This is a genomic window from Streptomyces sp. NPDC029151 (genome assembly GCF_055564315.1).
This window is the reverse complement of record NZ_JBVHWQ010000016.1, coordinates 93712-117623: the sequence shown is the minus strand read 5'-3', so window position 1 is coordinate 117623 and position 23912 is coordinate 93712. Positions and strand designations below refer to the sequence as shown.

The window sequence follows — 23912 nt, the reverse complement described above, 5'->3', positions numbered from 1 at the left end:
CTCCGAGACCGGGTAGCGGGATTCCCGCCGGACGGCCATGAAGATGCGCGGCATCACCGGGAAGTGGAACGCCATGTGGCACTCGTCGCCGCCGGTGCGGAAGTCGCCGAAGTAGTCGACGACGTCCTCGGGCCACTGGTTGGCCTCGGCGAGGAGCACCTTGTCGGGGTACTGGGCGTCGATCTCCTTGCGCACCCGCTTCAGGAACTCGTGGGTCGCCGGCAGGTTCTCGCAGTTGGTGCCCTCCTGCTGGTACAGGTACGGCACCGCGTCCAGCCGGAACCCGTCGATGCCGAGATCCAGCCAGAACTTCAGCGCGGAGATCATCTCCTCCTGCACGGCCGGGTTCTCGTAGTTCAGATCCGGCTGGTGCGAGAAGAAGCGGTGCCAGTAGTACTGCTTGCGTACCGGGTCGTACGTCCAGTTGGAGGCCTCGGTGTCGACGAAGATGATCCGGGCGTCCTGGAACTGCTTGTCGTCGTCGGCCCAGACGTAGTAGTCCCCGTACGGACCGTCCGGGTCCCGCCTCGACTCCTGGAACCACGGGTGCTGGTCACTGGTGTGGTTCATGACGAAGTCGATGATGACGCGCATGCCGCGCTGGTGTGCGGCGTCCACGAACTCCACGAAGTCGGCGAGGTCACCGAACTCCGGCAGGACGGCGGTGTAGTCGGAGACGTCGTAACCGCCGTCCCTGAGCGGTGACTTGAAGAACGGCGGCAGCCACAGGCAGTCCACGCCGAGCCACTGCAGATAGTCGAGCTTGGCGGTCAGGCCCTTCAGGTCGCCGACGCCGTCGCCGTTGCTGTCCTGGAAGGAGCGGACCAGCACCTCGTAGAAGACGGCACGTTTGAACCAATCCGGGTCCCGGTCCCCCGCGGGAGTGTCCTCGAAGGTGTCCGGAACGGGCTCGTTGACGATCATATGGTGGGTGACCCTCCGATCTGCGGGGTGGACGGTCGCAGGACGGTGAAGACATGCGCGGGCCTATGACCCGGTTCGAGGCGCACATAGTTGGCCCTGCCCCAGTAGTAGGTCTCGCCGGTCAGCTCATCGCGCACCGGCACGGACTCGTGCCAGTCCAGGCCGAGTTGCGGCATGTCCAACGAGACCGTGGCCTCCTGGGTGCTGTGCGGGTCCAGGTTGGCCACCACCAGAACCGTGTTCGACCCGCTCCGCTTCGAGTAGGCGATCACCGCTTCCTTGTCGGCGTGGTGGAAGTGCAGGTCGCGCAGCTGACGGAGGGCGGGACTGCGCCGCCGGACGTCGTTGAGCCGGGTGATGAGCGGGGCGATGGTCCGCCCCTCCCGTTCGGCGGCCGCCCAGTCACGCGGGCGGAGCTGGTACTTCTCCGAGTCGAGGTACTCCTCGCTGCCCTCCCGGAGCGGGGTGTTCTCGCACAGCTCGTAGCCGCTGTAGATGCCCCAGGCGGGGGAGAGGGTGGCGGCGAGCACGGCCCGCACCTCGAAGGCGGGCCGCCCGCCGTGCTGGAGGTAGGCGTGCAGGATGTCGGGGGTGTTGGCGAAGAAGTTGGGCCGCATCCAGGCCGCCGCCTCACCCGACAGCTCGGTCAGGTACTCCGTCAGCTCCTGCTTGTCGTTGCGCCAGGTGAAGTACGTGTACGACTGCTGGAAACCGATCTGGGCCAGGGTGTGCATCATCGCGGGCCGGGTGAACGCCTCGGCCAGGAAGATCACGTCCGGGTCCTTGCGGTTGACCTCCCCGATGACCCGCTCCCAGAACACCACCGGCTTGGTGTGGGGGTTGTCGACCCGGAAGATCCGCACCCCGTGCGCCATCCAGTGCCGCAGGATCCGGACGGTCTCCGTGACCAGGCCGTCCATGTCGGCGTCGAAGGCGACGGGGTAGATGTCCTGGTACTTCTTGGGCGGGTTCTCGGCGTAGGCGATGCTCCCGTCCGGGCGGTGGCGGAACCACTCGGGGTGCTTGTGCACCCAGGGGTGGTCGGGGGAGCACTGCAGGGCGAAGTCCAGGGCGACCTCCAGCCCCAGCCGCCCCGCCTCGGCGACGAAGAAGTCGAAGTCCTCGATCGTGCCCAGGTCCGGGTGGACGGCGTCGTGGCCGCCCTCCGGGGAACCGATCGCCCAGGGCACGCCCACGTCGTCCGGACCGGCGGTGAGCGTGTTGTTGGGGCCCTTGCGGAACGTCGTGCCGATGGGGTGGACGGGCGGCAGGTAGACGACGTCGAAGCCCATCCCCGCGATCGCCTCCAGCCGGCGGGCGGCGGTACGGAACGTGCCGTGCGGCCGCTCGGCCGTCCCCTCCGACCGCGGGAAGAACTCGTACCACGAGCCGTACAGGGCACGCTCGCGCTCCACCAGCAACGGCATCGGATCCGACGCGGTCACCAGCTCCCGCAGCGGATGACGGGCCAGCAACGCCTCCACCTCGGGGTCCAGCGCCGCCGCGAGCCGCCAGGCGGCCGGCCGGCTCTCGTCGCGCAGCGCCGCCGCCGCGTCCAGCACGGGCCGCCGCTCGGCCTCCGGGACCCCGGCGGCGGCCCGCTCGTACAGCTCCGCGCCCTCCGCCAGTACCAGGCCGGTGTCGATCCCGGCCGGGATCTTGATCCGGGCGGTGTGCCGCCAGGTGCCGATCGGGTCCGACCAGGCCTCCACCGTGAAGGTCCAGCGGCCCGGCTCGCCGGCGGTGACGGTGGCGCCCCAGCGGTCGGTGCCCGGGGCGAGTTCCCGCATCGGCGTCCAGGGCCCGGCGCGGCCCGCCGGGTCCCGGAGCACCACGTTCGCCGCGACGGCGTCGTGGCCTTCCCGGAACACGGTGGCCGACACCTCGAAGGACTCCCCGGTCACGGCCTTGGCGGGCCGGCGGCCGTGCTGGACGACGGGGCGCACGTCCAGCACGGGGATGCGGCCGAGAGTGGTGGCCGCGCCGGGGCGTGTCGCGTCGGAGGGCGTCACGTCGGGGGGCGTCACCGCGGTCCTCCCCGTCGTCGTGGTCGCCGGCGGTGTGGTCTTCTTCTTCCCTGCTGCCTTGGTCCTGTTGCTTGTCGGGGGTGCTGACGATGGGTGCTTGGCGGGCATGACCGCTCCTGTCCGCTTCAACGTGGGTGTGGGCGGATGGATATGGGGAGGTGGGTCCTGCGGTGGTGCTGTGGTGCATGGGTGGGGCTGGTACCGGAGGAGCCTTCCCACCCGGTTCGGGTGGGCAATCCGGCACTTTGTTAACTACTCACGCGTATGTCTACGCACAAGACCGGTCTCTCCCCTCCGGGTGCCCCACGACCGCTTCTTGACGCCCCGACACCCCGGCCGGTACGTCCCCACCGACCGCGCGGTAACCACTACCGTCGAAGACGACGACGAGACGTACGACGCCGTACGTCTCCCCCCGTAACGCGTCCCGAGGTGGAATGTGAAGGCGATCCGTCGGTTCACCGTCCGTCCCGTTCTCCCCGACCCCCTCCGGCCGCTGAGCGACCTGGCGCGCAACCTGCGCTGGTCCTGGCATGCGGAAACGCGCGACCTCTTCCGGTCCGTCGACCCCGAGGTCTGGGCCTCGGCCGGCGGCGACCCCGTACGGCTGCTGGGCAGTGTGCGGCCGGACCGGCTGGCCGAACTGGCCGCGGACCGGCGGTTCCTGCGCCGCCTCACCGCCGCCGCCGACGACCTGGACGACTATCTGACCGGCGACCGCTGGTACCAGACCCAGTCGGACGGCCTGCCCGCCGCCGTCGCCTACTTCTCCCCGGAGTTCGGCATCACGGCCGCGCTCCCGCAGTACTCCGGCGGCCTGGGCATCCTCGCCGGCGACCACCTGAAGGCGGCCAGCGACCTCGGCGTACCCCTGATCGGCGTCGGGCTCCTCTACCGGCACGGGTACTTCCGGCAGACCCTTTCCCGGGACGGCTGGCAGCAGGAGCACTACCCGGTGCTCGACCCGCACGAACTGCCGCTCACCCAGCTGAAGGAGGCCGACGGCACCCCGGCACAGGTCTCCCTCGCCCTGCCCGGCGGCACGGCGCTGCGCGCCCGGATCTGGCTGGCGCAGGTGGGCAGGGTGCCCCTGCTGCTCCTGGACTCGGACGTGGAGGAGAACGACTTCGGCGAACGCGGGGTGACCGACCGGCTCTACGGCGGCGGCAGCGAGCACCGGCTGCTCCAGGAGATGCTGCTCGGCATAGGAGGTGTCCGGGCGGTACGGACGTACTGCCGCCTCACCGGCCACCCGCGGCCGGAGGTGTTCCACACCAACGAGGGCCACGCCGGCTTCCTGGGCCTGGAACGCATCGCCGAACTCTGCGCGGCGGGGCTCGACTTCGACTCCTCCCTGGAGGCGGTGCGCGGCGGCACGGTGTTCACCACCCACACCCCCGTCCCGGCCGGCATCGACCGCTTCGACCGGGAGCTGGTCGGCCGGCACTTCGGCCCGGACGCCGAACTCCCCGGCATCGACGTGCAGCGGATCCTGGCGCTGGGCAGGGAGACGTACCCCGGCGGCGAGCCCAACCTGTTCAACATGGCAGTGATGGGTCTCCGCCTCGCCCAGCGCGCGAACGGCGTCTCGCTCCTGCACGGCCAGGTCAGCCGGGAGATGTTCGCGGGCCTGTGGCCGGGATTCGACCCCGAGGAGGTGCCGATCACCTCCGTGACCAACGGGGTGCACGCCCCGACCTGGGTGGCCCCGGAGGTCCTGCGCCTCGGTGCCCGCCGGCTCGGCACCGAACGGGCCGAGGACGCGCTGACCGTCGGCGGCTCCGAGCGCTGGGACTCGGTCGCGGAGATCGACGACCAGGAGCTCTGGGAACTGCGCCGCACCCTGCGCGAACAGCTGGTGCAGGAGGTGAGGGAGCGGCTGCGCGCCTCCTGGCGCCAACGCGGCGCGGGGGACGCCGAACTGGGCTGGATCGACGGAGTCCTGGACCCGGACGTCCTGACGATCGGCTTCGCGCGCAGGGTCCCCTCCTACAAACGCCTCACCCTGATGCTCCGGGACCGGGACCGCCTGACGGACCTGCTCCTGCACCCGGACCACCCGATCCAGATCGTGGTGGCGGGCAAGGCGCACCCCGCGGACGACGGGGGCAAGCGCCTGGTCCAGGAACTGGTCCGCTTCGCCGACGACCCCCGGGTCCGCCACCGCGTCGTCTTCCTCCCCGACTACGGCATGGCGATGGCGCAGAAGCTCTACCCCGGCTGCGACGTCTGGCTGAACAACCCCCTCCGCCCCCTGGAGGCCTGCGGCACGTCGGGCATGAAGGCGGCCCTGAACGGCTGCCTGAACCTCTCCGTCCTGGACGGGTGGTGGGACGAGTGGTTCCAGCCGGACTTCGGCTGGGCCATCCCCACGGCGGACGGGCCGTGCACCGACCCGGACCGCCGCGACGACATCGAGGCGGCGGCGCTCTACGACCTCCTGGAGCAGCGGGTGGCGCCCCGCTTCTACGAACGCGGCCGGGCCGGCCTGCCGGACCGCTGGATCGCGATGGTCCGCCAGACGCTGTCCCTGCTGGGTCCGAAGGTCCTGGCCGGCCGCATGGTCCGCGAGTACGTCGACCGCCTCTACGCCCCCGCCGCCGAGGCCCACCGCGCCCTGACCCCGGACACCGCCCGGGACCTGGCCGAGTGGAAGACCCGGGTGCGGTCGGCCTGGTCGGGAGTGAGCGTGGACCACGTGGAGACGACGGAGACCACGGCGACGGCGGAACTGGGCACGACGGTGGGGCTCCGGGTGCGCGTCGACCTGGGCGACCTGACCCCGGACGACGTGGAGGTGCAGGCGGTGTCGGGCCGGGTGGACGCGGAGGACCGCATCACGGACGCGACGGCGGTCCCCCTGAAGCCGACGGGCGCCCCCGACCTGGAGGGCCGCCTGGTCTACGAGGGCCCGCTCTCCCTGGACCGCACCGGCCCGTACGGCTACACGGTCCGCATCCTGCCCGCACACCGCCTGCTGGCGTCCGGCGCGGAGCTGGGACTGGTGGCGGTGCCTTCGGAGGAGGTGGTGGAGGGGGCGGGAGTGTTGATGCGGTGAGCGGCTGACGAGCGGCGGATCCGGGCCGGCAGGGCCCCGCACGTCCCGGGCCGGGGTGAGGCGGGGCGTTCCGGACGGCCCGGATCCGCGGTGGCACCGGACCCCGCACCGCCGGTGCCCCGCCGGCCGCTATCGCGCGTCGAACGGGTCCCTTCCGTGCCTTGCACCGGCTGTCCGGGAACATGGCGATCTCCGTGTCCCAGTCGGCGGTCAGCCGGTGGATGTACTCCGTCGCGACGCGTTCCGCCTGCTCCGGTGTCAGCGGCGGCGTCACGCCTCCGGCGCCTCCGCGCACAGCCTCCTCAGCACCGTCCCGCACCTGCGCGCGTACGCGTGCTGCAGCCCCCGCGTGGCCGGGCCTCCCGCCCGGGCGTACCACTTGGCGCCCCTGCTGAACGCCGCCACCGTCAGCCAGACGGTGCCGTCGCCGGTGCGGTCGACCACGAAGGCCTCCTCGCCGCATTCCGGGTGGCCTTGGAGGGTGCCGTAGGCCCAGCCGGCGCGGCGGGGTTCTTCGGTGGTCCAGATGACGCGGCAGGGGGCCTTGACGAGGCCGGCCAGGGTGACGGTGACGTCGACGCCGGGGGCCGCGCGGTCGGCGGTGGCGTCGATGCCCACCCCCAGTTCGCGGTGCATCTGCCAGGTCATGACGGCCTCGGCCGCGCGCTGGAAGACCGGCCGGCCCTCGCCGAGGCGGGTGCGGACGAGCAGGGGGTGGAAGCCGGGCGGGCAGTACGACAGGTCGTCGCGGGTCGCGCCTACCGGCTCGTACGTGAAGGGGGCCGAGGACATGGGTCACAAGGGTAGGGCGGCACCCGGGGGAGTCCTTCCCCGGGTGCCGCCCTCGACGAGCCGGTGACGCTAGGCGACGTTGACCGCCGACCAGGCGGCCGCGACGGCCTTGTACTCGGTGCTGGTGGAGCCGTACAGGGCGGACGCCGCGTTCAGGGTCGCCGTGCGGGCGGCCTTGTAGTTGGTCGTCGAGGTCATGTACGTGGTCAGCGCCTTGTACCAGATCTGCAGCGCCTTGGCGCGGCCGATGCCGGTGACCGTGGAGCCGTTGTACGTGGGCGAGTTGTACGTCACGCCGTTGATCGTCTTCGAACCGCTGCCCTCCGAGAGGAGGTAGAAGAAGTGGTTCGCGACGCCGGACGAGTAGTGGACGTCCTTGGTGCCGACGGAGGAGGACCAGTAGTCCGCCGAGCCGCCGTCCTTGCTGGGCTTGTCCATGTAGCGCAGCGGGGTGCCGTCGCCGTTGATGTCGATCTTCTCGCCGATGAGGTAGTCACCGGGGTCGGACGCGTTGTTCGCGAAGAACTCCACGCCGGTGCCGAAGATGTCGCTGGTGGCCTCGTTCAGGCCGCCGGACTCACCCGAGTAGTTGAGGCCCGCGGTGTTCGAGGTGACGCCGTGGCTCATCTCGTGGCCGGCGACGTCCAGCGAGGTCAGCGGGTCGGCGTTGCCGGAGCCGTCGCCGTAGGTCATGCAGAAGCAGCTGTCGTCCCAGAACGCGTTCACGTAGGCGTTGCCGTAGTGGACGCGGGAGTAGGCGCCGACACCGTTGTTCTTGATGCCGCTGCGGCCGAACGTGCTCTTGTAGAAGTCCCAGGTCTCCGCCGCGCCGTAGGCGGCGTCCGCGGCCGCCGTCTGGTCGGAGGAGGAGGTGGAGGCGGTGCCGGTGCCGAAGACGTTGGTGGAGCTGGCCACCAGGGTGCCGGTGCCGGACGTCTTGCGGGCCAGGTTGTACGTCTTGTGGTTGCCCCGCGCGGTGTCCGTGAGCTGGTAGGTCGAGCCCGACTGCACGGAGTTGAGGGTGACCGTGCCGGAGTACAGCGTCTTGCCGGTCGCGTTCTCGATGCCCTGGTACTCGTAGAGCTTCTTGCCGGTGGCCGCGTCGGTGATGACGTGCAGCTGGTTCGGGGTGCCGTCGTCCTGGAGGCCGCCGACGACGGTCTCGTAGGCGAGGACGGGCTTGCCGGAGCCGGCCCAGATGACCTTGCGGGCGCCGTCCGCGGCGGTCTTGGCGGAGCCCAGCGTCTTGGCGGCGGACACCGCCTGCTTCTCGGCCTTGGCGGCGGTGATCTGCGGCTTGAGCGAGGAGACTCTGATGGCCGACTTGGCGGCCTTGGTGACGCCCTGCGTCTTGCCGGACTTGGCGGTGTGGACGATCAGGTCGCCGCCGAGCACCGGCAGGCCGGCGTAGGTGCGCTCGTAGCGGGTGTGCAGGGTGCCGTCGGTGTCCTTGACGACGTCCTTGACGACGAGCTTCTCCTTGGCGCCGAGGCCTATCGCGTGCGCGGTGCCGGCCGCGTCGGCCTGGGCGTGCTGGAGCAGTGTGGTGCGGGCGGCCGCGGACAGCTGGGTCGGGGCCGCTGCGAGAGCCTTGGCCGTCGGCTGGGCGGAGGCGCTGGTGGTCACACCGGTGGCGAGCAGGGCTCCGGCCGCGACGGCGGTGGCGATGGCCAGAGTCGTGCGGTGACGACGCGCGTAGAGGGGGCTCACAGAAGCTCCTTCGGGTGGGGAGTCCGGTCAGCGTGGGGTTACTGGCCGGCTGTGTGGGGTGGTGAGGTTCTGCGGCGGGTGGAGAGAGAGTGACATCAGCGCCGCGTACATGTCAGGACCCTGAAGTGATGTTGGCTGAAAGTCGATGAATGGGTGAACGTTTCAGCGAGATGAACGGACGCCGCCCGAGGGTGCTCGACCCTCGGACAGCGCCGTGATTCCGGGCCCGTGGCTTGCGGTTTACGGGAAGGTCAGCTTCCAGCCGTTGATCGTTCCGGTGTCGTAGGTGGCTTGATCCTGCACCCGCAGTTTCCACGTGCCGTTGGCCGGTTCGGCCGAGGCGTTGACCGTGTAGGTCTCGTTCACGTCGTCCGCCGAGTCCGAGGAGCTGAAGTTCTTCAGCCGGTAGGCGGTGCCCGACGGGCCGACGAGGTCGATCACCAGGTCACCCCGCCAGGTGTGGGTGATGTCGACGCTCACCTGGAGGTTGCCCGGCGCGTTCCCGGTGCGGCCGGAGACGGTGATGTCGGAGGTGACGGCGGGCCCGTTGTCCGGCACCGCCACCGGCGTGGTGCTCTCGTAGGACGTACCGCCGCCGCCCCCGCCGCCGGAGCGCGAGCCGACCCCGACGCCGGCCCAGGCGTCCTGCACCGACTTGTACTCGGCGCTGGAGGTGCCGTACAGCTCGCCGGCCGCGGCCAGGGTGCCGGTGCGGGCGCCCGCGTAGTTGGTGGTGGACGTCCACTTGGTGGTCAGCGCCCGGTACCAGATCTGCAGCGCCTTGTCCCGGCCGATGCCGGTGACCGGAAGTCCGTCCGCCGTCGGCGAGTTGTAGCTGACGCCGTTGACGACCTTGGCGCCGCTGCCCTCGCTCAGCAGGTAGAAGAAGTGGTTCGCCGGGCCGGACGAGTAGTGCACGTCCACGCCGCCGATGCCGGAGTACCAGTTGTCCTTGGACGCGCCGTCCTTGCTGGGCTTGTCCATGTAACGCAGCGGGGTGCCGTTGCCGTTGATGTCGATCTTCTCGCCGACCAGGTAGTCGCCGGGGTCCTTGGCGTTGTTGGCGTAGAACTCCACGCCGGCGGCCATGATGTCGCTGGTGGCCTCGTTCAGGCCGCCGGACTCACCCGAGTAGTTGAGGTTCGCGGTGGACGAGGTGACGCCGTGGCTCATCTCGTGGCCGGCGACGTCGATCGAGGTGAGCGGCTTGGTGTTGCCGGAGCCGTCGCCGTAGGTCATGCAGAAGCAGCCGTCGTCCCAGAACGCGTTCACGTACGCGTTGCCGTAGTGCACGCGGGAGTAGGCGCCGACGCCGTTGTTCTTGATGCCGCTGCGGCCGAAGACGGACTTGTAGAAGTCCCAGGTGAGCGCGGCGCCGTAGTGGGCGTCGGCGCCCGCGGTCGCCGCGTTCGAGGTGGTCCCGTTGCCCCAGGTGTCGCTGGTCTGCGAGAACAGGGTGCCGGTGCCGGAGGTGCCCCTGTTGAGGTTGTACGTCTTGTGGCCGCCGCGCGCCCCGTCGGTGAGCGTGTAGTTCGAGCCCGACTGGGTCGTGGTCAGTGTGACCTGCCCGCTGTACTGGGTGTTGCCTATGCCGTTCTTGACGCCCTGGTACTCGTAGAGCTTCTTGCCGGTGGCCGCGTCGGTGACGACGTGCAGCTGGTTCGGGGTGCCGTCGTCCTGGAGCCCGCCGACCACCGTCTCGTACGCCAGCACGGGCTTGCCGGTGGCCGCCCAGATCACCTTGCGGACGCTGTCCGCGGCCGGCCGGGTCGCGCCGAGGGCCTTCGCCCGCTGCACGGCCTGTTTCCCGGCGGCGGCCTTCGACACCGACGGGGTGAGCCCGGCGACCTTGAGCGTGGCGTTCGTGGCCCGGACGACCTCCATCGTCTTGCCCGACCTCGCCGTGGTCACGACCAGGTCGCCGCCGAGCACGGGCAGGCCCGCGTACGTCCGCTCGTACCGGGTGTGCAGGGTGCCGTCGCCGTCCTTGACGACGTCCTTGACGACGAGCTTCTCCTTCGCTCCGAGGCCGATCCCCCGGGCCGCGGCGGCCTTGCCGGCGTCGGCGTCGCGGATCAGCTCGGCGCGCTGCGAGGGGGTGAGCCGGACCGCGGCGTGGGCCGGATCGGCCTTGCCGGGCCGCGGCTGCGCCGGTGCGGCGCCGGCCGTGCCGGACTGGACGGCGACGGCGATCAGGGCGGCGACACCGGTGAGGGCGACGGCGGCGGTGCGGCGGTGCGGGGTGTGGGAGGTGCGTCCGCGAGAGAGGTGGGTTCTCAACACTGACTCCTTCTGCGTGACCGCGGGTCGCGCGGCCAGGGGAGACCGGACGGTGAGTTGGGACGTCCGGGCAGAACAGGGCGTTACGCCAAAGCCACGTGCGGGTGCGGAGCCGGCTCGCAGAGACGCGCAGTAACTGTGGGGTTGCTGTGAGTCGGCCAGGGAAGAGTGGCAGGAGATCTCGCCCTCTGTCAGGACCGCGTCACAAAGTTGGCCAGAAATGGTCCGTTGACCGGATGTTCATGTTCGGTATGCGGACTCTTCGCGGGAGCGCGGCGAGGTCGGACGGGGGTGCCCCGCGTCCTGGGTGGTTTCAAGCCATGGACATGACCAGATCTGTATGTGAAGATCCTTTGGATTTTGCCAAGTACATGTAAAGCAAGGATCTCGTACATGAGAAGACGCCACAGACCCGGGGGCAGCCGCTTCCTGGTCTACGCCGCGTACGCCATGGCCGGCGTCGTGACGGCCGGTCTCGCCCTGCCCGCCCACCGGGACGCCGTCGAGGCCGTCACCCCGGTGGCGACCGCGGCGGCCGCGTCCGACGACGGCGACGCGGCGACGGGCGAAGCCCGCAGGCGTGCCGCCGCGACGGGGGAACGCGTCGAGGTCACGGACCTGCGCACCGAGAGCTCCACGACCTACGTCAACCCCGACGGGTCCGTGACCGTGGAGGCGGCCACCGGACCGGTCCGCGTGAAGGACGACGACGGCGCCTGGCACGACCTGGACACCACCCTCGTCCGCCGCGACGGCGGCATCGCACCCCGGCGGGCCGCGGCCGACATCCGCATCTCCGACGGCGGCGAGGGCCCCCTCGCCGAGGTCGACGAGGGGGACAAGACCCTCGGCATCAGCTGGGACGGCCCCCTTCCCGAGCCCGAGATCAAGGGCAACACCGCCGTCTACAGCGAGGTCAGGCCGGGCGAGGACCTCGTGGTCACCGCGCTGCCGGAGGGCTTCTCGCACCAACTCGTGCTGAAGGAGCGCCCCAAGGACGACGTGGAGCTGCGGATCCCCGTGGCCGCCGAGGGCCTCAGGCTCCGCGAGACCGCCGACGAGCGGCTGCTGTGGGAGAGCGACAGCGGCCGGAAGGTCGCCACCGCCCCCGTCCCCGTCATGTGGGGAGCCGGACAGGGGCAGACCTCCGGCGAACCGGCGAAGGTCACCGACGTGGACGTCTCCGTCGAGGGCGGCACCGACGGCCAGACCCTGGTGCTCAAGCCGGACGCGTCGTTCCTCGCCGACCCCGCCGTCAGGTACCCGGTCACCGTGGACCCGACCAACACCCTGCTCGGCCCGCTCACGGACACCTGGATCCAGGACGACGACTATCCGACGTCCCAGCGCGGTTCGACCGAGCTGAAGGCGGGCACGTACAACGGGACCCAACGAGCCCGCTCCTACCTCAAGTTCGACACCGCCCGCTTCCTCGGCAAGCACATCGTCGACGCCGACCTGCGCCTGTACTCGCACTGGTCGTCCTCCTGCTCGACGAACAACTCCGGCATCCAGGTCCGGCGCGTCACCGGCGACTGGGACCCCTCCGCCATCACCTGGGGCAGCCAGCCGGGCACGACCACCGCCTCCGCCCCCGTCTCGACGGCGGCGAAGGGCTACAGCTCCGCCTGCCCCGCCGGACAGGTGTCGTGGGACATCGACGGCATCGCCCAGGCGTGGGCCGACGGCCAGCCCAACTACGGCGTGCGCCTCGCCGCCGTGGACGAGACCGACCCCCTCACCTGGCGCCGCTACCGCTCCGCGAACTACGTCGACGGATCGCACGACGCGGCCACCGAGCCGTCGCTGATCGTCACCTACAACTCCGCCCCCGCCGTCCCGGCCTCCCTCGACGTCAGCCCGCTCAAGACGGGCACCACCCTGACCACCGCCGGGTCCCTGACACCCACCCTCCAGGCCAAGGTGGGCGACGCCGACGCCGACTCCGGCCTGGTGACGGAGTTCCAGGTCCAGCCGGACCCCGCCTTCGCCGACACCACGTACACCTGGACGGGCAAGACCGCCCAGTTCGCGCCCGGCACCGTCGCCACCACGCAGATCCCCACCGCGTCGGCCCTTCCCGACGGCAGCCACCTGCGGATGCGCGCCCGCACCGGTGACGGGATCGACACCTCGGCCTGGTCGGACTGGAAGACCTTCCGCGTCGACGCCACCGCCGTGCAGCCCGCCGACCTGCCCACCCAGCTCCAGGCCGGCGCGACGGACACCGCCTCGCCGCTCGTCACGGGCGTCGTCACCTCGCCGGGCGGCGGCATGGTCGAGGCACAGTTCCGCCTCGGCAACGCCACCGGTACCCAGACCCTGGGCACCCAGCTCGTCGCCGACGGGGAGCGGGCCGGCTTCCAGATCCCGGCCGACCGGCTCACCTCCGGCGGACCGTTCGACTGGTCGATGCGGGCCTGCTACGCGGGCAAGTGCTCCGCGTGGACCGAGCGGACCCCGATCGCCGCCGGGACCGGCGCGGAACCCGACCGGGCGACCGCCACCTCCTCGGTGGACCTGCCGCTCACCAAGGCCACCGTCTGCACCGACTCCGACACCTGCGTCGGGGAGACCGGCACCGCCCTGAAGGCCGGCAGCGTCTCGGGCAGGAACTGGCGCACCTACCTCAAGGCCGACGTGTCGAGGATCCCCGCCGGCGCCCGCGTGACCAAGGCCCAGCTCACCCTCCAGTCGGCCGCGACGACACCCGACCTGGACGTGCACGCCCTCAACGCGGCCTGGCCCACCACCGGCACCGGCAGCCAGCTGGACGCCGTCACGGCCCCGGAGGCCAACCTGACGGCCGGTGCGCCCTGGACCATCGACGTCACCGGTCTGGTCACGGGCTGGACCGACGGAGCGAACGCCAACAACGGCCTGGTCCTGCGCCGGGCCGAGGACGCCCCCGGCACGGCGGGCATCACCTTCACCTCGGTCACCCTCACGGCCGAGTACGAGGCGGCCACCCCGCCCTCCCCGCCCGTGGCGGTCCGCGCCACGGCCGCGGACCGGGGCGCCCTGGTCACCTGGGGGGCCAGTGAGGACAGCGGCTACAACGACACCGTCCTCACCTACGAGGTGACCGCCCTCGACTCCTTTGGCGCCGAGGTCGCCCGGCACACCACCCACGGCACCGACTCCGTGTTCACCGGCCTCACCAACGGTGCCTCCTACACCTTCCGGGTCAGCGCCTCCAGCGCCTACGGCACGAGCGACGCCGTCACCGGCGCCGCCGTCGAGCCGGTCGGCGCCCCGCTCGACGGCGCCGCCTACACGCAGGCGGTCCGCGAGTACCTGGAGTCCGCCGCCTCCCTGACGACCGGAGCGAAGAGCAGCGCCGCGGCGGCCGTCGACGGACGTCCGCACGCCGGCATGTACACCTCGCTGCTCAAGGCGGAGGAGTCCTGGCTGATCGACAGCCGCGACTCCCTGAAGGCGAACGGGCTGACGTACACGTCGATCACCACCGACCTCTCCGACGCGCTGCTGCTGCCCTCCGCCGACGGGACGGTGACCGTCCGCACCACGGTCGGCCAGCAGAAGACCCTGGCCGACGCGCCCTCCGACCCGGAGACCACCGAGGCGACGGTCCGCTACACGTTCTCCGGCGGGGACAACCCGGTCCTGCGCGGCAGCACCAACGCCGAGCAGTACGAACAGCAACTGGCCAAGGACGACCGCGCCCTGGGGGCCGTCACCTACGGGACCGTGGAGAACGACAGCGGCGGCACGCAGGCCACCCGGACGGCCACCGCCGCCCCGAGCGCGTACGCGTCCTACGCGTCGCAGATCACGCCGTACGCCACCATCAACGCCAGCGGCACGGCGAAGTGGGCGAGGGACCACTGGAACGACCGGGCCCAGTACAGCCAGGACTGCACCAACTTCGCCTCCAAGGCCCTGTACTACGGCGGCGGCATGCGCATGAAGGGAGTGAACAAGGACAAGAAGAGCGCGGACAACTGGTGGCGGGTCGGGCACCTGGCCCCGCACGGCGTGTACTACTACACGAACTCCTACACCTGGACGGTCGCCGACAAGATGCACACCTTCCTGCTGCGCCACAGCGACGGCGCGATCAACACCGAGACCAAGCAGAGCTACGCCAGGGTCGGTGACATCGTGCTGTTCAACTGGGGTGGCAAGGGCGGCTGGGACCACGCGGGCGTCATCACGAAGATGTCGGGCGGCAAGGCGTACGTCAGCGCGCACAACAACAACCGCCTGAACCAGCGCCTCGACGTCTACATCAACAGCCAGCGCGGCACCTGGGCCGACATCTTCCACGTCGTTCCGGGGTGGTACTGATGGCCGCCCCGGCCGGGAAGCGCCTCGTGGCGGTCGCCGTGACGCTGGCCGTCGCCCTGGCGGCGGCCGTCGGCGCCTGGTGGCTCCTGCGCGACCCCGCCCCCTACGCCCTGCGGAAGACGCCGGCGGTGCACGTCACCGTCCACGCCGTGACGTCGGAGTACCCGGAGGCGGGGGAGCTGGCCGGTGACGTCGATCCGCTCCTGAAGGTGTACGTCCAGCGCCTGGCGGCCGGGGACGCCACCGACCTGGCCCGCCTCGGCGCCCCCTGGTACACCGGCCGGGAACGGGCCGCACGGCAGCTGATCAGCCGGTACGGCGCTCAGGCCGGCGAACCGGTCGACGCGCTGGTGCGGGACCCCGTGGTGCCGTACCTGGCCGCCGTCGAACTGCGTTTCGGCGACGGCCGGCGACAGGAGGTGCGGCTCACCCGCGACGACGACGTGTGGTGGCTGCAACTGGGGGACGGCGACCCGGTCGCTCCCTAGGCGCTCCGTATCCCTGCGGCCGGCCGCCGGCTCTCCCGCCGGCGGCCGGCCGTCGTGGTTCCCGGCCGCCGGCCGGGTCCGGTACCGGGCGGTCCGTCGTGCCCCCCGGGACCCGGGGCGACTCCTCGCCCCCCGCCGGCGCGGCCCGGCCCGGCAGCGCGACCCCCGGGCGCACCGCCTCCCCCACGACCACCCCGGCCGTGCGGAAGCCCGCGTCCGTCCGGACCCGGGTCGTCACCGGGTGCCGCAGGATGTGGCCAGGCGTTCAGCGCGCCCGGCACGGACACCGGCCCGGGCCACCCGGCGCGTACGCCCGGCCGTCCCGGCAGCAGTCCCTCGCCCACCCCCCCCGCGCCATCGGGTACGGCGGTGCGGGAACCGGGCCCGTCCGCGCGGGCGTCCGGCCAAAACTCGGTGGGCGTTGTCAGTGGCGGTCCGTACGCTCGCGAGTGATGCCCACGACACCTGCAACCACCGACCGTTCCGCCGTGCGCACCCTGCTCCGGCTGTGGCCGTACGTCCGCCCGGTGCGCGCGCGGCTGTTCACCGCCGCCCTCGTCGCGGTCGTCGCCTCCTGCACCGGACTGGTGATCCCGCTGGTCCTGAAGTGGATGGTCGACGGCCCCGTGGCCGACCGCGACCCGGCGGGCGTGTGGCTCGGCGCGCTGTGCCTGCTGCTGCTCGGCGTCGCCGAGGCGGTCCTGTTCGGCATACGGCGCTGGCTGGTGGCCCGGCCGCTGTCGCACGTCGAGGCGGAGATGCGGGCGGACCTGTACCGGCGGCTGCAACGGCTGCCGGTCGCCTTCCACGACCGCTGGGCGTCGGGCCAGCTGCTCTCCCGGGGCACGACCGACCTGATGCTGCTGCGCATGTTCCTCGCCTTCCCCCTGACGTTCCTGCTCGTCAACGCGGTCACCATCCTCGTCGGCGTGGTCGTCATGCTGCTCCAGGACTGGAGGCTCGGACTGGTCATCCTGGGGCCCGCGGTCCCCGTGATGTGGACCTGCGTGGTCTTCGAGCGGCGGTACGCGCAGGTGGCGCGGCGCGCCCAGGACCAGGTCGGCGACCTGACCACGCTGGTCGAGGAGAGCGTGCTCGGCATCCGCGTCATCAAGGGCTTCGGCCGCCACCGCAGCCAGGCCCGCGCGTTCCGTGAGCTGTCCGGCCGGCTGCGGGGCACCGAACTGCGCAAGGCGCGGCTGCTGGCCACCATCTGGGGGGTCATCGTCACCCTCCCGGAGGTGGCTATCGGCGCGGCGCTGGTGCTGGGCGCGGTGCGGGTGGCCGACGGGGAGCTGTCCGCGGGCACCCTGGTCGCCTTCCTGAGCACGGCCCTCGCCCTGCGCTGGCCCGTCGACTCCATCGGGTTCCTGCTGGCGATGAGCCAGGAGGCGGCGACCGCGACCGAGCGGTACTTCGAGGTGATGGACGAGGCGCCGGAGGACCGGGGAGGAGGCCGGGACGCCCGGCCGCGCGCGCGGGACGCCGGCGACGCCGGGACGCGTGCGCGGGAGTCCCGGGGCCTGCGCTTCGAGAGCGTCTCCTTCCGCTACCCCGACGCGCCCCCGGACTCCCCGCCCCTGCTCACCCACGTCGACCTGCACATCCGCCCCGGCGAGTCCATGGCCCTCGTCGGCGCCACCGGCAGCGGGAAGACGACGCTCACCGCGCTCGTGCCACGACTGCACGAGGTCACCTCCGGCCGGATCACCCTGGACGGCGTCGACATCACGGCCATGTCCAGGGAGGAGCTGCGCGCCAAGGTCGCCGTGGCCTTCGAGGAGCCCACCCTCTTCTCCGCGAGCGTCGGCGAGAACGTGCTCATGGGCGCCCCCGACGGAGCCGGGAAGCCGGAGCTGGACCGGGCCCTCGCCATCGCGCAGGCCGACTTCGCGCACGCGCTCCCGCAGGGCACCGACACCCGTGTGGGCGAACAGGGCCTCAGCCTCTCCGGCGGCCAGCGCCAGCGGCTCGCACTGGCCCGCGCGGTGGTCGGCAGACCGCGGTTCCTGGTGCTGGACGACCCGCTGTCCGCCCTGGACGTGCACACGGAGGCCGCCGTGGAGGCCGCCCTGCGCCGGGTCCTCGCCGACACCACCGCGCTGATCGTGGCCCACCGCCCCTCCACCGTGCTGCTCGCCGACCGGGTCGCCCTGCTCTCCGGCGGCCGCATCGCCGCCGTCGGCACCCACCAGGAACTGCTGCGCCACAACGCCGAGTACGCCCACCTGATGTCCGGGGAACAGGAGGACACCCGTTGACCAGCACGACCTCCACCCCCGCCGTCGCCGACGACGAACCGGCCCGCCCGGACGGCGACGGCGAGTCGGGCGACCACGTCGACCGGGACCTGCTGCCCAGCCCGCCCGGCGCCACGGCCGCCCTGCTGCGCTCCCTCCTCGCGCCCATGAAGGCACGGGTCGCGCTGACCACGCTCCTGCTGCTGCTCCAGCAGGCGGCGGTGCAGGCGGGCCCGCTGCTGGTGGCGTACGCCCTCGACAGCGCCGTACCGGCGTTCCGGGACGACCGGAACGGCCCGCTGTGCGCGGTGGCCGCCGGCTATCTGCTGTGCGCGCTCGCCTCCGGCGCGCTGCAGTTCGCGTTCATCGAGACCTCCGCACGGGTCAGCCAGGACGTGCTGCTGGACCTCCGGGGGCGGATCTTCCGGCACGCGCAGGCGCTGAGCATCGACTTCCACGAGCGGTACACCTCCGGCCGGCTGATCTCCCGCTCCACCACGGACGTGGAGTCGCTGCGCGAGCTCCTCGACGAGGGGCTCCAGGAGCTGGTGACCGTCATCCTGTCCTTCGTCTACATCTCGGCGCTGCTGCTCTGGCTCGACCTCGGCCTCGGCGCGGTCGCGGTGGCCTCCTTCCTGCCGCTGTACCTGCTGGTCCGGCTCTACCGGCGGCGCGCGGGGCGGGTGTACCGGCTGCGGTCCACGGCGATCGCGGCGGTGATCGTGAAGTTCGTGGAGACGATGAACGGCATCCGGCCGGTGCGCGCCTTCCGCCGGGAGGCCGTCAACGACGCCGAGTTCGCGGTGCTGAACGCGCGGCACGAGCGCGTGAACGGGGACGCGCTGCTGGAGATGGCCCGCTACGTGGTCGGCTCCCGGCTGGTGGCCAACACGGCGGTCGCGGCGATCGTGCTCTGGGGCGCCCACCGGGTGGCGTCCGGTTCCCTGGAACTGGGCGTGCTGGCGGCATCGGTGCTGTACCTGCGCCGGCTGTACGACCCGATCGACCGGCTCGGCATGTTCCTGAACTCCTACCAGTCGGCCGCCGCCTCCCTGGAGAAGATCGCCGGCCTGCTGGCCCGGACACCGTCCGTTCCGGAACCGTCCCACCCCCGCGAACTCCCGCCCCGCAAGGGCGGCATCCCGGGTCGCGAGGTGGTCTTCGACGGGGTCCGCTTCGCCTACCGCACCGGAGGCGAGGTGCTGCCCCGCTTCGACCTGACCCTGCCGGCCGGGCAGACGGTCGCCGTCGTCGGCTCCACCGGCGCCGGCAAGTCGACCCTGGCCAAGCTGCTGGCCCGCTTCTACGACCCCTCGGCCGGGCGGGTGCTGCTGGACGGCGTGGACCTGCGCGAACTGCCGGTCCTCGAACTGCGGCGCGGAGTGGTCATGGTGACGCAGGAGGCGTTCCTGTTCTCCGGCACGGTCGCCGACAACATCGCGATCGGCCGGCCCGACGCCACCCGCGAGGAGATCGAGCGGGCCGCGAAGGCGATCGGCGCCCACGAGTTCATCAGCGCGCTGCCCGACGGCTACGACACCGACGTCCGCAAACGCGGCGGCCGCATCTCCGCCGGGCAGCGCCAACTGGTCGCCTTCGCCCGGGCGCTGCTCGCCGACCCGGCGGTGCTGATCCTGGACGAGGCGACCAGCTCGCTGGACGTCCCGGGGGAGCGGGCGGTGCAGCGGGCCATGGCGACGGTGCTGCGGGGCCGCACCGCCGTGGTCATCGCCCACCGGCTGTCCACCGTGGAGATCGCGGACCGGGTCCTGGTCATGGAACACGGCCGCATCGTCGAGGACGGCCCCCCGGCCGACCTGATCAAGAGCACGGGCCGCTTCGCGGACCTCCACCGGGCGTGGCGGGACAGCCTGGCGTAAGCCGGGAAATTTCCGCGGCGCAAGGTACCGACGGCATCGAAACCGGTCGCTTCAATTTGTAAGGCGCCATTCGGGAAACATCGGACAGTGCCGTCCGGGCGCGGGGTAACGAAAGATGGAAATCCCTCTTGCGGGGCCGTGATCTTGAAGTTACATTCGTTCGCGCGCTGGACGGTTGGGGAGTCGAGCGAAGGCCGTGAAGCAACGCACGTTCCACGGAGCACCTTTTACTCGAAGAGGAGACATCCATGAACCTCAACGCCGAGACCGCCAACGACTTCGACGTCGACGCCCTTCTCGCCCTCACCGAGGTCGACGAGGCCCTCTCTGTCGAGGCCGTCGTTCCGAACCGTGTCAACAGCAAGTACGCCCTTCTTCAGGAGTCCGCCAACAGCTGACCGGCCACGAGCTGATCAGCGTGGCTCGCTGAAGCGCGATCCGTCCGCGCCCTGATGGCCGTACTCGGCTCCCTGTCCAGCAACGGAACCCCACGAGAACTCTTATGCGGAAACCCCGAATACTTCTCGTCAACCCGCCCATCTGGAACGTCTACGCGCCGCACCTCGCGGTTCCCCTGCTGGCTGCGGTGATGCGTCGGCACGGATGGCAGGTGTCGTCCCTCGATCTGAGCATCGAGCAGACGGACTGGCTGCTCTCCCGTGAGGGGCTGACGGCCCTGCTGCCGAAGGCCGAACGGCGGCTGGTCGGGATGTCCGCCGCAGAACGGTACGCCCATGAGGAGACCCTCGCCGTATTCGGCGACAGCATCGAACGTATCGACCACGCCCGCACGGCACTGAAATCTCGGTCCATTCTGAGGGATCCGGTCGCCTTCACCGATGCCGCGACGGTCGTGCGCAATGGGCTCGCCTGTGTTTCCGCTTCCTTTCCGGGATTGAATTTCGACTTGCGGGGGAACTTCTCGTGCTTCTCCCACCGACGCTCCGATTCCGTACTGGAAGCGGCCGTTTCGCCGGACCGCAATGTGTACGGCTGGGCACTCGAGCACCGGCCCATCGCTGAGCTGGCGGATTCCGACCTTGCCGTCGTCGGCATTTCGGTGTCCGCCGACACCCAGCTCATCGCGGCCCTCACCGTGGCCCGGCACGTCAAGCGTGCCCGTCCGGATGTCCATGTGGTGATGGGTGGCAACCTGACCACACGCATGGTGAGCCGCTGGCAGGAAGAACACCCGTTCTTCCAGTACGTGGACTCCTTCGTGTCCTATGAGGGGGAAGACGCGCTGCCCGCCCTCTGCGACCGGATCAGCGGGGCCGACGACCGCCCTGTTCCGGGACTGCTGGAACGCGACGGCCGGGGCGGGCTGCTGCGCACGCCGGCCGCCATGGTCGACGTCTCCGACCTGCCGACGCCGGACTTCGACGGCCTGCCGCTCGACCGCTACTTCGCCCCCGGTCCCGTCCTCCCTCTCCAGGCCTCGCGCAGCTGCGCATGGGACTGCGCCTTCTGCTCCATCCCGTTCGCCAGCAACAAGTTCCGCATCCGGCGCCCGGACCAGGTCGTGCACGACATGGCCACCCTGGCTACCCGGCACGGCACCGACACCTTCATGTTCGTGGACGAGATCATGACGCTCACCTCGCTGCGCGGGGTGTCGCGAGAGCTGGTCGAAGGCGGCCACGAGCTGTTCTGGTACGGGGAGACCCGGTTCAGCAAGGGACTCGACGACGAACTGGCGGCCACGCTGCGGCGCTCGGGATGCCGACGCCTCGATCTCGGCCTGGAGTCCTACAACCAGCGCGTGCTGGATCTGATGCGCAAGGGCACCAAGGTGGCCGACATCGAGCCTTCCCTCGACGCCCTGCTGGGGAACAAGGTGCCGGTCCACCTGTTCTGCATGACCGGCTTCCCCGGAGAGACGGAGGAAGAGGCGGTGCGGACCCAGGAGTTCGCCGCAGAGGCGCTGCGCCGCTCCGTGGAGGAGTACGACGTCCCGTACTCCACGGCCGCCAACGGACCCTTCATCCTGGACGTGCTCTCCCCCGTGGGGGAACGCCCCGACCTGTTCGGCGTCGAGCTGATTCCCCCCGCGGAGGGGGAGGACCTGGCCTTTGACCTCGACTACACGGTCACCGACGGCCTCACCCAGGAGGACGCGGTGCGGCTCACCTCCGGTGGCTCGGGAAGCCCCGCGGGTGCCGCGTTCCACCGGGGCACCTGGATCGGGGACGCCGAGGAGTGGTCGTTCCTGTGGGCGATGGCCGAGGCGGAACTGCCGGCCCGGAAGCTGGCCGCGCCATCCGCTCCCCGCCCGGAGCTGCGCCCCGAAACGCGCGTTCGGCTCGCGGACGAGGTGCGTGTCCGGGTGTCGGCCACCGAGCGCGGGATCCTGCTGCACGTGCCGTCGGGCGACGCCCTGCTGACCGTGCCCCGGGAGTGGGACCGACTGCTCGACGGACCGCCGCAGACCGTGGCCGGCCTGCTGGAGAACGTCCCGTCGGCCAGAGCCACGGCGGCCACGCTGGTCCGGCTCGCGGCCCATCGGGCGTTGACCGTCGAGGCGGCCGGCACCCGCGAGGGGAGTGCGTCGCTGTGGTACGCGGCCCAGCCGCACGAGGTGCTGGACAGCCGGTCCGATGGAAGCTGCCTGCTGGCCTCTCCGGAGACCGACAAGCGGGTCAGAGTGTCCGCCGCCGGCCGACTCGTCTGGCTGCTCACGGCCGACGGCGCGACCGCGGCCGAACTGTCGGCCCGGACCCGGTTGCCTGAGGAGCGGCTGATGCCGCTGCTGGACGAACTGGCCGGGCACGGGGTCGTCGCCGCGGCCTTCCTCCACCCGCAGCTGCTCGCTACGGCTGTGCCGGCGGGGGCCGCTCAACGCTCCGGATGACGACCGGCCGGCGTCACCGCAAACCGACCAACGCCGCATGCCGCGGCCCGAATGCAGGAGTCTCAGTCGTGTCCCACCCCCTCCCCGTGGCAGGGTCCGAAACGGACCGCTTCTGGAAGGAGTTCGCCTCCCGCCATTGGGAGCAGGCGCCGCTCTCCCTGCCATCCTCGCCCGTCCAGCTGGGTATAGGAGACGAGGAGGTGCTGCGGGCACTGGTCCTGGCGGCCGACCCGGAGAACCGGCCCGAGGGGTCCGGGCTCCCGAAGGTCGTGGTGACGGTGGACGGCCGGACCCAGCCGATCGACACGCGGGTCTTCCTCCCGCTGCCCGAGGACCGCTCGCTGGACGACTACCTGGCTCGCGTGGACCGGTACATGCGTGACCACGAGTGGAGTGTGGCCGTCTCCGGCCTGCACGCGGTCTCGGCGCCGCTGTGGGACCGGGCCAAGCGGATGTCCGACGACGTCTTCCGCCACACCGGGACGCGGGTCGCCGGCCGGGTGGACATCGACACCTTCATCGGCCGGTACACCTCGACCAACGTTGGCGTGCACGTCGACCACGCGGGAAATTTCGGTTTCACTCTGCGTGGCCGCAAGACCCTTCTCACCTGGGCGCCGAAGCACGCGGAGCAGGTTCCCCAGCACACCGCCGACTACGCATCGGCCCGCGAACTGGCCGACGTCCTGGTCGGCGAGCCCGGAGCGCTGACGTACTTCCCCTCCAGGCAGCTGCACGTCGGCGAGTCCCCCGACGCGGTCGCGGTGAACGTCAACATCGCCTTCTTCACCAGGAGTGATCCGACCGCCGTCGTCCTGGAAGCCGTCGGCGGCCTGCTGGGCCGAGCGCGCACAGCGGGCGAGCCCGGTGCCGACGCACACGTCCCGGACGGCATCCCGGCCCCGACCGCCGCGACCCTCGACGCACTGGCCGGTCTGTCGCGTGGTGAGATCGAGGACGCCGTCTGGGAACACGGCATGCGTGCGCTGACCTCGGGCGGTCTGGGTGTGGGCCGCCCGTCCGAGTCTCCCGTGCCGGTGCCGCGCGACGCCCGTGTCCGGCTCGGCGACGACGTCGTGCTGCGCCAGCGGCCGCTCGCCGACGGGCGCCGCGCCGTCGCCGTGCAGGGGCACACGGTGAAGGTCGCCGACCATCCGCGGCTCGAAACCGCCCTCACCGCGCTGGCCTCGGGGGAGACACTCGATCTCGGACAGTGGGAACGGGAGACGGACAGCGCCGCCGTACCCCTTCTGCACGCCGTCCTCCTCAGGTTGTCGGCCTGGCGGGCGACCCTGGTCGAGGGTGCCGAGTCCGGTACCGCGCGTACCGTCGAGCCGGTCCTGTGATGTCG

Annotated in this window: 13 protein-coding genes; 8 read left to right on the top strand and 5 right to left on the bottom strand. The window is 71.4% G+C overall.

All coding sequences use genetic code 11. The features are described from left to right. Both ACZ4VF_RS36515 and ACZ4VF_RS36510 read right to left on the bottom strand, forming a co-directional pair. Nucleotides 1-924, bottom strand: a 924-nt coding sequence (locus tag ACZ4VF_RS36515; protein ID WP_467931444.1) for an alpha-amylase family glycosyl hydrolase, incomplete at its 3' end; no start/stop codon positions are given. After that, nucleotides 921-3059: an alpha-1,4-glucan--maltose-1-phosphate maltosyltransferase gene (locus ACZ4VF_RS36510; RefSeq protein ID WP_467931443.1), complete on the bottom strand. Its 2139-nt coding sequence runs from the start codon at nt 3057-3059 to the stop codon at nt 921-923. The genes ACZ4VF_RS36510 and ACZ4VF_RS36515, both read right to left, overlap by 4 nt. Before the next feature lie 331 nt (nt 3060-3390). Here ACZ4VF_RS36510 and ACZ4VF_RS36505 point away from each other — a divergent pair, with 331 nt between their 5' ends. Then, a complete protein-coding gene (locus ACZ4VF_RS36505) occupies nt 3391-6009 on the top strand; it encodes a glycosyltransferase family 1 protein (protein ID WP_467931442.1) in 2619 nt (872 codons plus the stop codon). A 270-nt stretch (nt 6010-6279) separates the two neighbouring features. Here the strand turns inward: ACZ4VF_RS36505 and ACZ4VF_RS36500 are convergent, their stop codons facing one another. From ACZ4VF_RS36500 to ACZ4VF_RS36490, 3 genes are all read right to left on the bottom strand, one after another. Continuing rightward, a complete protein-coding gene (locus tag ACZ4VF_RS36500; RefSeq protein ID WP_467931440.1) occupies nt 6280-6801 on the bottom strand; it encodes a DUF1990 domain-containing protein in 522 nt (173 codons plus the stop codon). Between the two features lie 69 nt (nt 6802-6870). After that, nucleotides 6871-8511: a M4 family metallopeptidase gene (locus tag ACZ4VF_RS36495; protein ID WP_467931439.1), complete on the bottom strand. Its 1641-nt coding sequence runs from the start codon at nt 8509-8511 to the stop codon at nt 6871-6873. Between the two features lie 240 nt (nt 8512-8751). Further along, complete coding sequence (locus tag ACZ4VF_RS36490; protein ID WP_467931437.1) at nt 8752-10791, bottom strand: M4 family metallopeptidase; 2040 nt, start codon at nt 10789-10791, stop codon at nt 8752-8754. Nucleotides 10792-11184: 393 nt separating this feature from the next. Between ACZ4VF_RS36490 and ACZ4VF_RS36485 the strand changes: the two genes are divergently transcribed. The 7 genes from ACZ4VF_RS36485 to ACZ4VF_RS36455 all read left to right on the top strand — a co-directional run bounded on the left by ACZ4VF_RS36485 (nt 11185) and on the right by ACZ4VF_RS36455 (nt 23907). Beyond that, on the top strand, nt 11185-15102 hold the full coding sequence (locus ACZ4VF_RS36485; protein ID WP_467931436.1) for a DNRLRE domain-containing protein: 3918 nt from the start codon (nt 11185-11187) through the stop codon (nt 15100-15102). Beyond that, complete coding sequence (locus tag ACZ4VF_RS36480) at nt 15102-15590, top strand: hypothetical protein (RefSeq protein WP_467931434.1); 489 nt, start codon at nt 15102-15104, stop codon at nt 15588-15590. The genes ACZ4VF_RS36485 and ACZ4VF_RS36480 overlap by 1 nt, the downstream gene beginning before the upstream one ends. Before the next feature lie 452 nt (nt 15591-16042). Beyond that, nucleotides 16043-17851 carry an ABC transporter ATP-binding protein gene (locus ACZ4VF_RS36475; protein WP_467931433.1) on the top strand — a complete coding sequence of 603 codons (1809 nt, stop codon included), beginning with the start codon at nt 16043-16045 and terminating at the stop codon, nt 17849-17851. Continuing rightward, nucleotides 17848-19710 (top strand): ABC transporter ATP-binding protein, encoded by a 1863-nt coding sequence (locus tag ACZ4VF_RS36470; RefSeq protein WP_467931432.1) that lies wholly within the window; start codon nt 17848-17850, stop codon nt 19708-19710. The genes ACZ4VF_RS36475 and ACZ4VF_RS36470 overlap by 4 nt, the downstream gene beginning before the upstream one ends. Nucleotides 19711-19958: 248 nt before the next feature. Continuing rightward, nucleotides 19959-20108, top strand: a complete 150-nt coding sequence (locus ACZ4VF_RS36465) for a hypothetical protein (RefSeq protein WP_467931431.1) — start codon at nt 19959-19961, stop codon at nt 20106-20108. A gap of 104 nt (nt 20109-20212) precedes the next feature. Beyond that, nucleotides 20213-22561, top strand: coding sequence for a B12-binding domain-containing radical SAM protein (locus ACZ4VF_RS36460; RefSeq protein WP_467931429.1), 2349 nt, complete (start codon nt 20213-20215; stop codon nt 22559-22561). A gap of 86 nt (nt 22562-22647) precedes the next feature. After that, nucleotides 22648-23907 (top strand): hypothetical protein, encoded by a 1260-nt coding sequence (locus ACZ4VF_RS36455; RefSeq protein WP_467931428.1) that lies wholly within the window; start codon nt 22648-22650, stop codon nt 23905-23907. Nucleotides 23908-23912: the final 5 nt, after the last annotated feature.

What these genes read in the sequence shown, in the direction of transcription:
- ACZ4VF_RS36510 (WP_467931443.1), bottom strand. Translation starts at nt 3,059, where the DNA reads ATGCCCGCCAAGCACCCATCGTCAGCACCCCCGACAAGCAACAGGACC.
- ACZ4VF_RS36500 (WP_467931440.1), bottom strand. Translation starts at nt 6,801, where the DNA reads ATGTCCTCGGCCCCCTTCACGTACGAGCCGGTAGGCGCGACCCGCGAC.
- ACZ4VF_RS36485 (WP_467931436.1), top strand. Translation starts at nt 11,185, where the DNA reads ATGAGAAGACGCCACAGACCCGGGGGCAGCCGCTTCCTGGTCTACGCC.
- ACZ4VF_RS36480 (WP_467931434.1), top strand. Translation starts at nt 15,102, where the DNA reads ATGGCCGCCCCGGCCGGGAAGCGCCTCGTGGCGGTCGCCGTGACGCTG.
- ACZ4VF_RS36475 (WP_467931433.1), top strand. Translation starts at nt 16,043, where the DNA reads ATGCCCACGACACCTGCAACCACCGACCGTTCCGCCGTGCGCACCCTG.
- ACZ4VF_RS36465 (WP_467931431.1), top strand. Translation starts at nt 19,959, where the DNA reads ATGAACCTCAACGCCGAGACCGCCAACGACTTCGACGTCGACGCCCTT.
- ACZ4VF_RS36460 (WP_467931429.1), top strand. Translation starts at nt 20,213, where the DNA reads ATGCGGAAACCCCGAATACTTCTCGTCAACCCGCCCATCTGGAACGTC.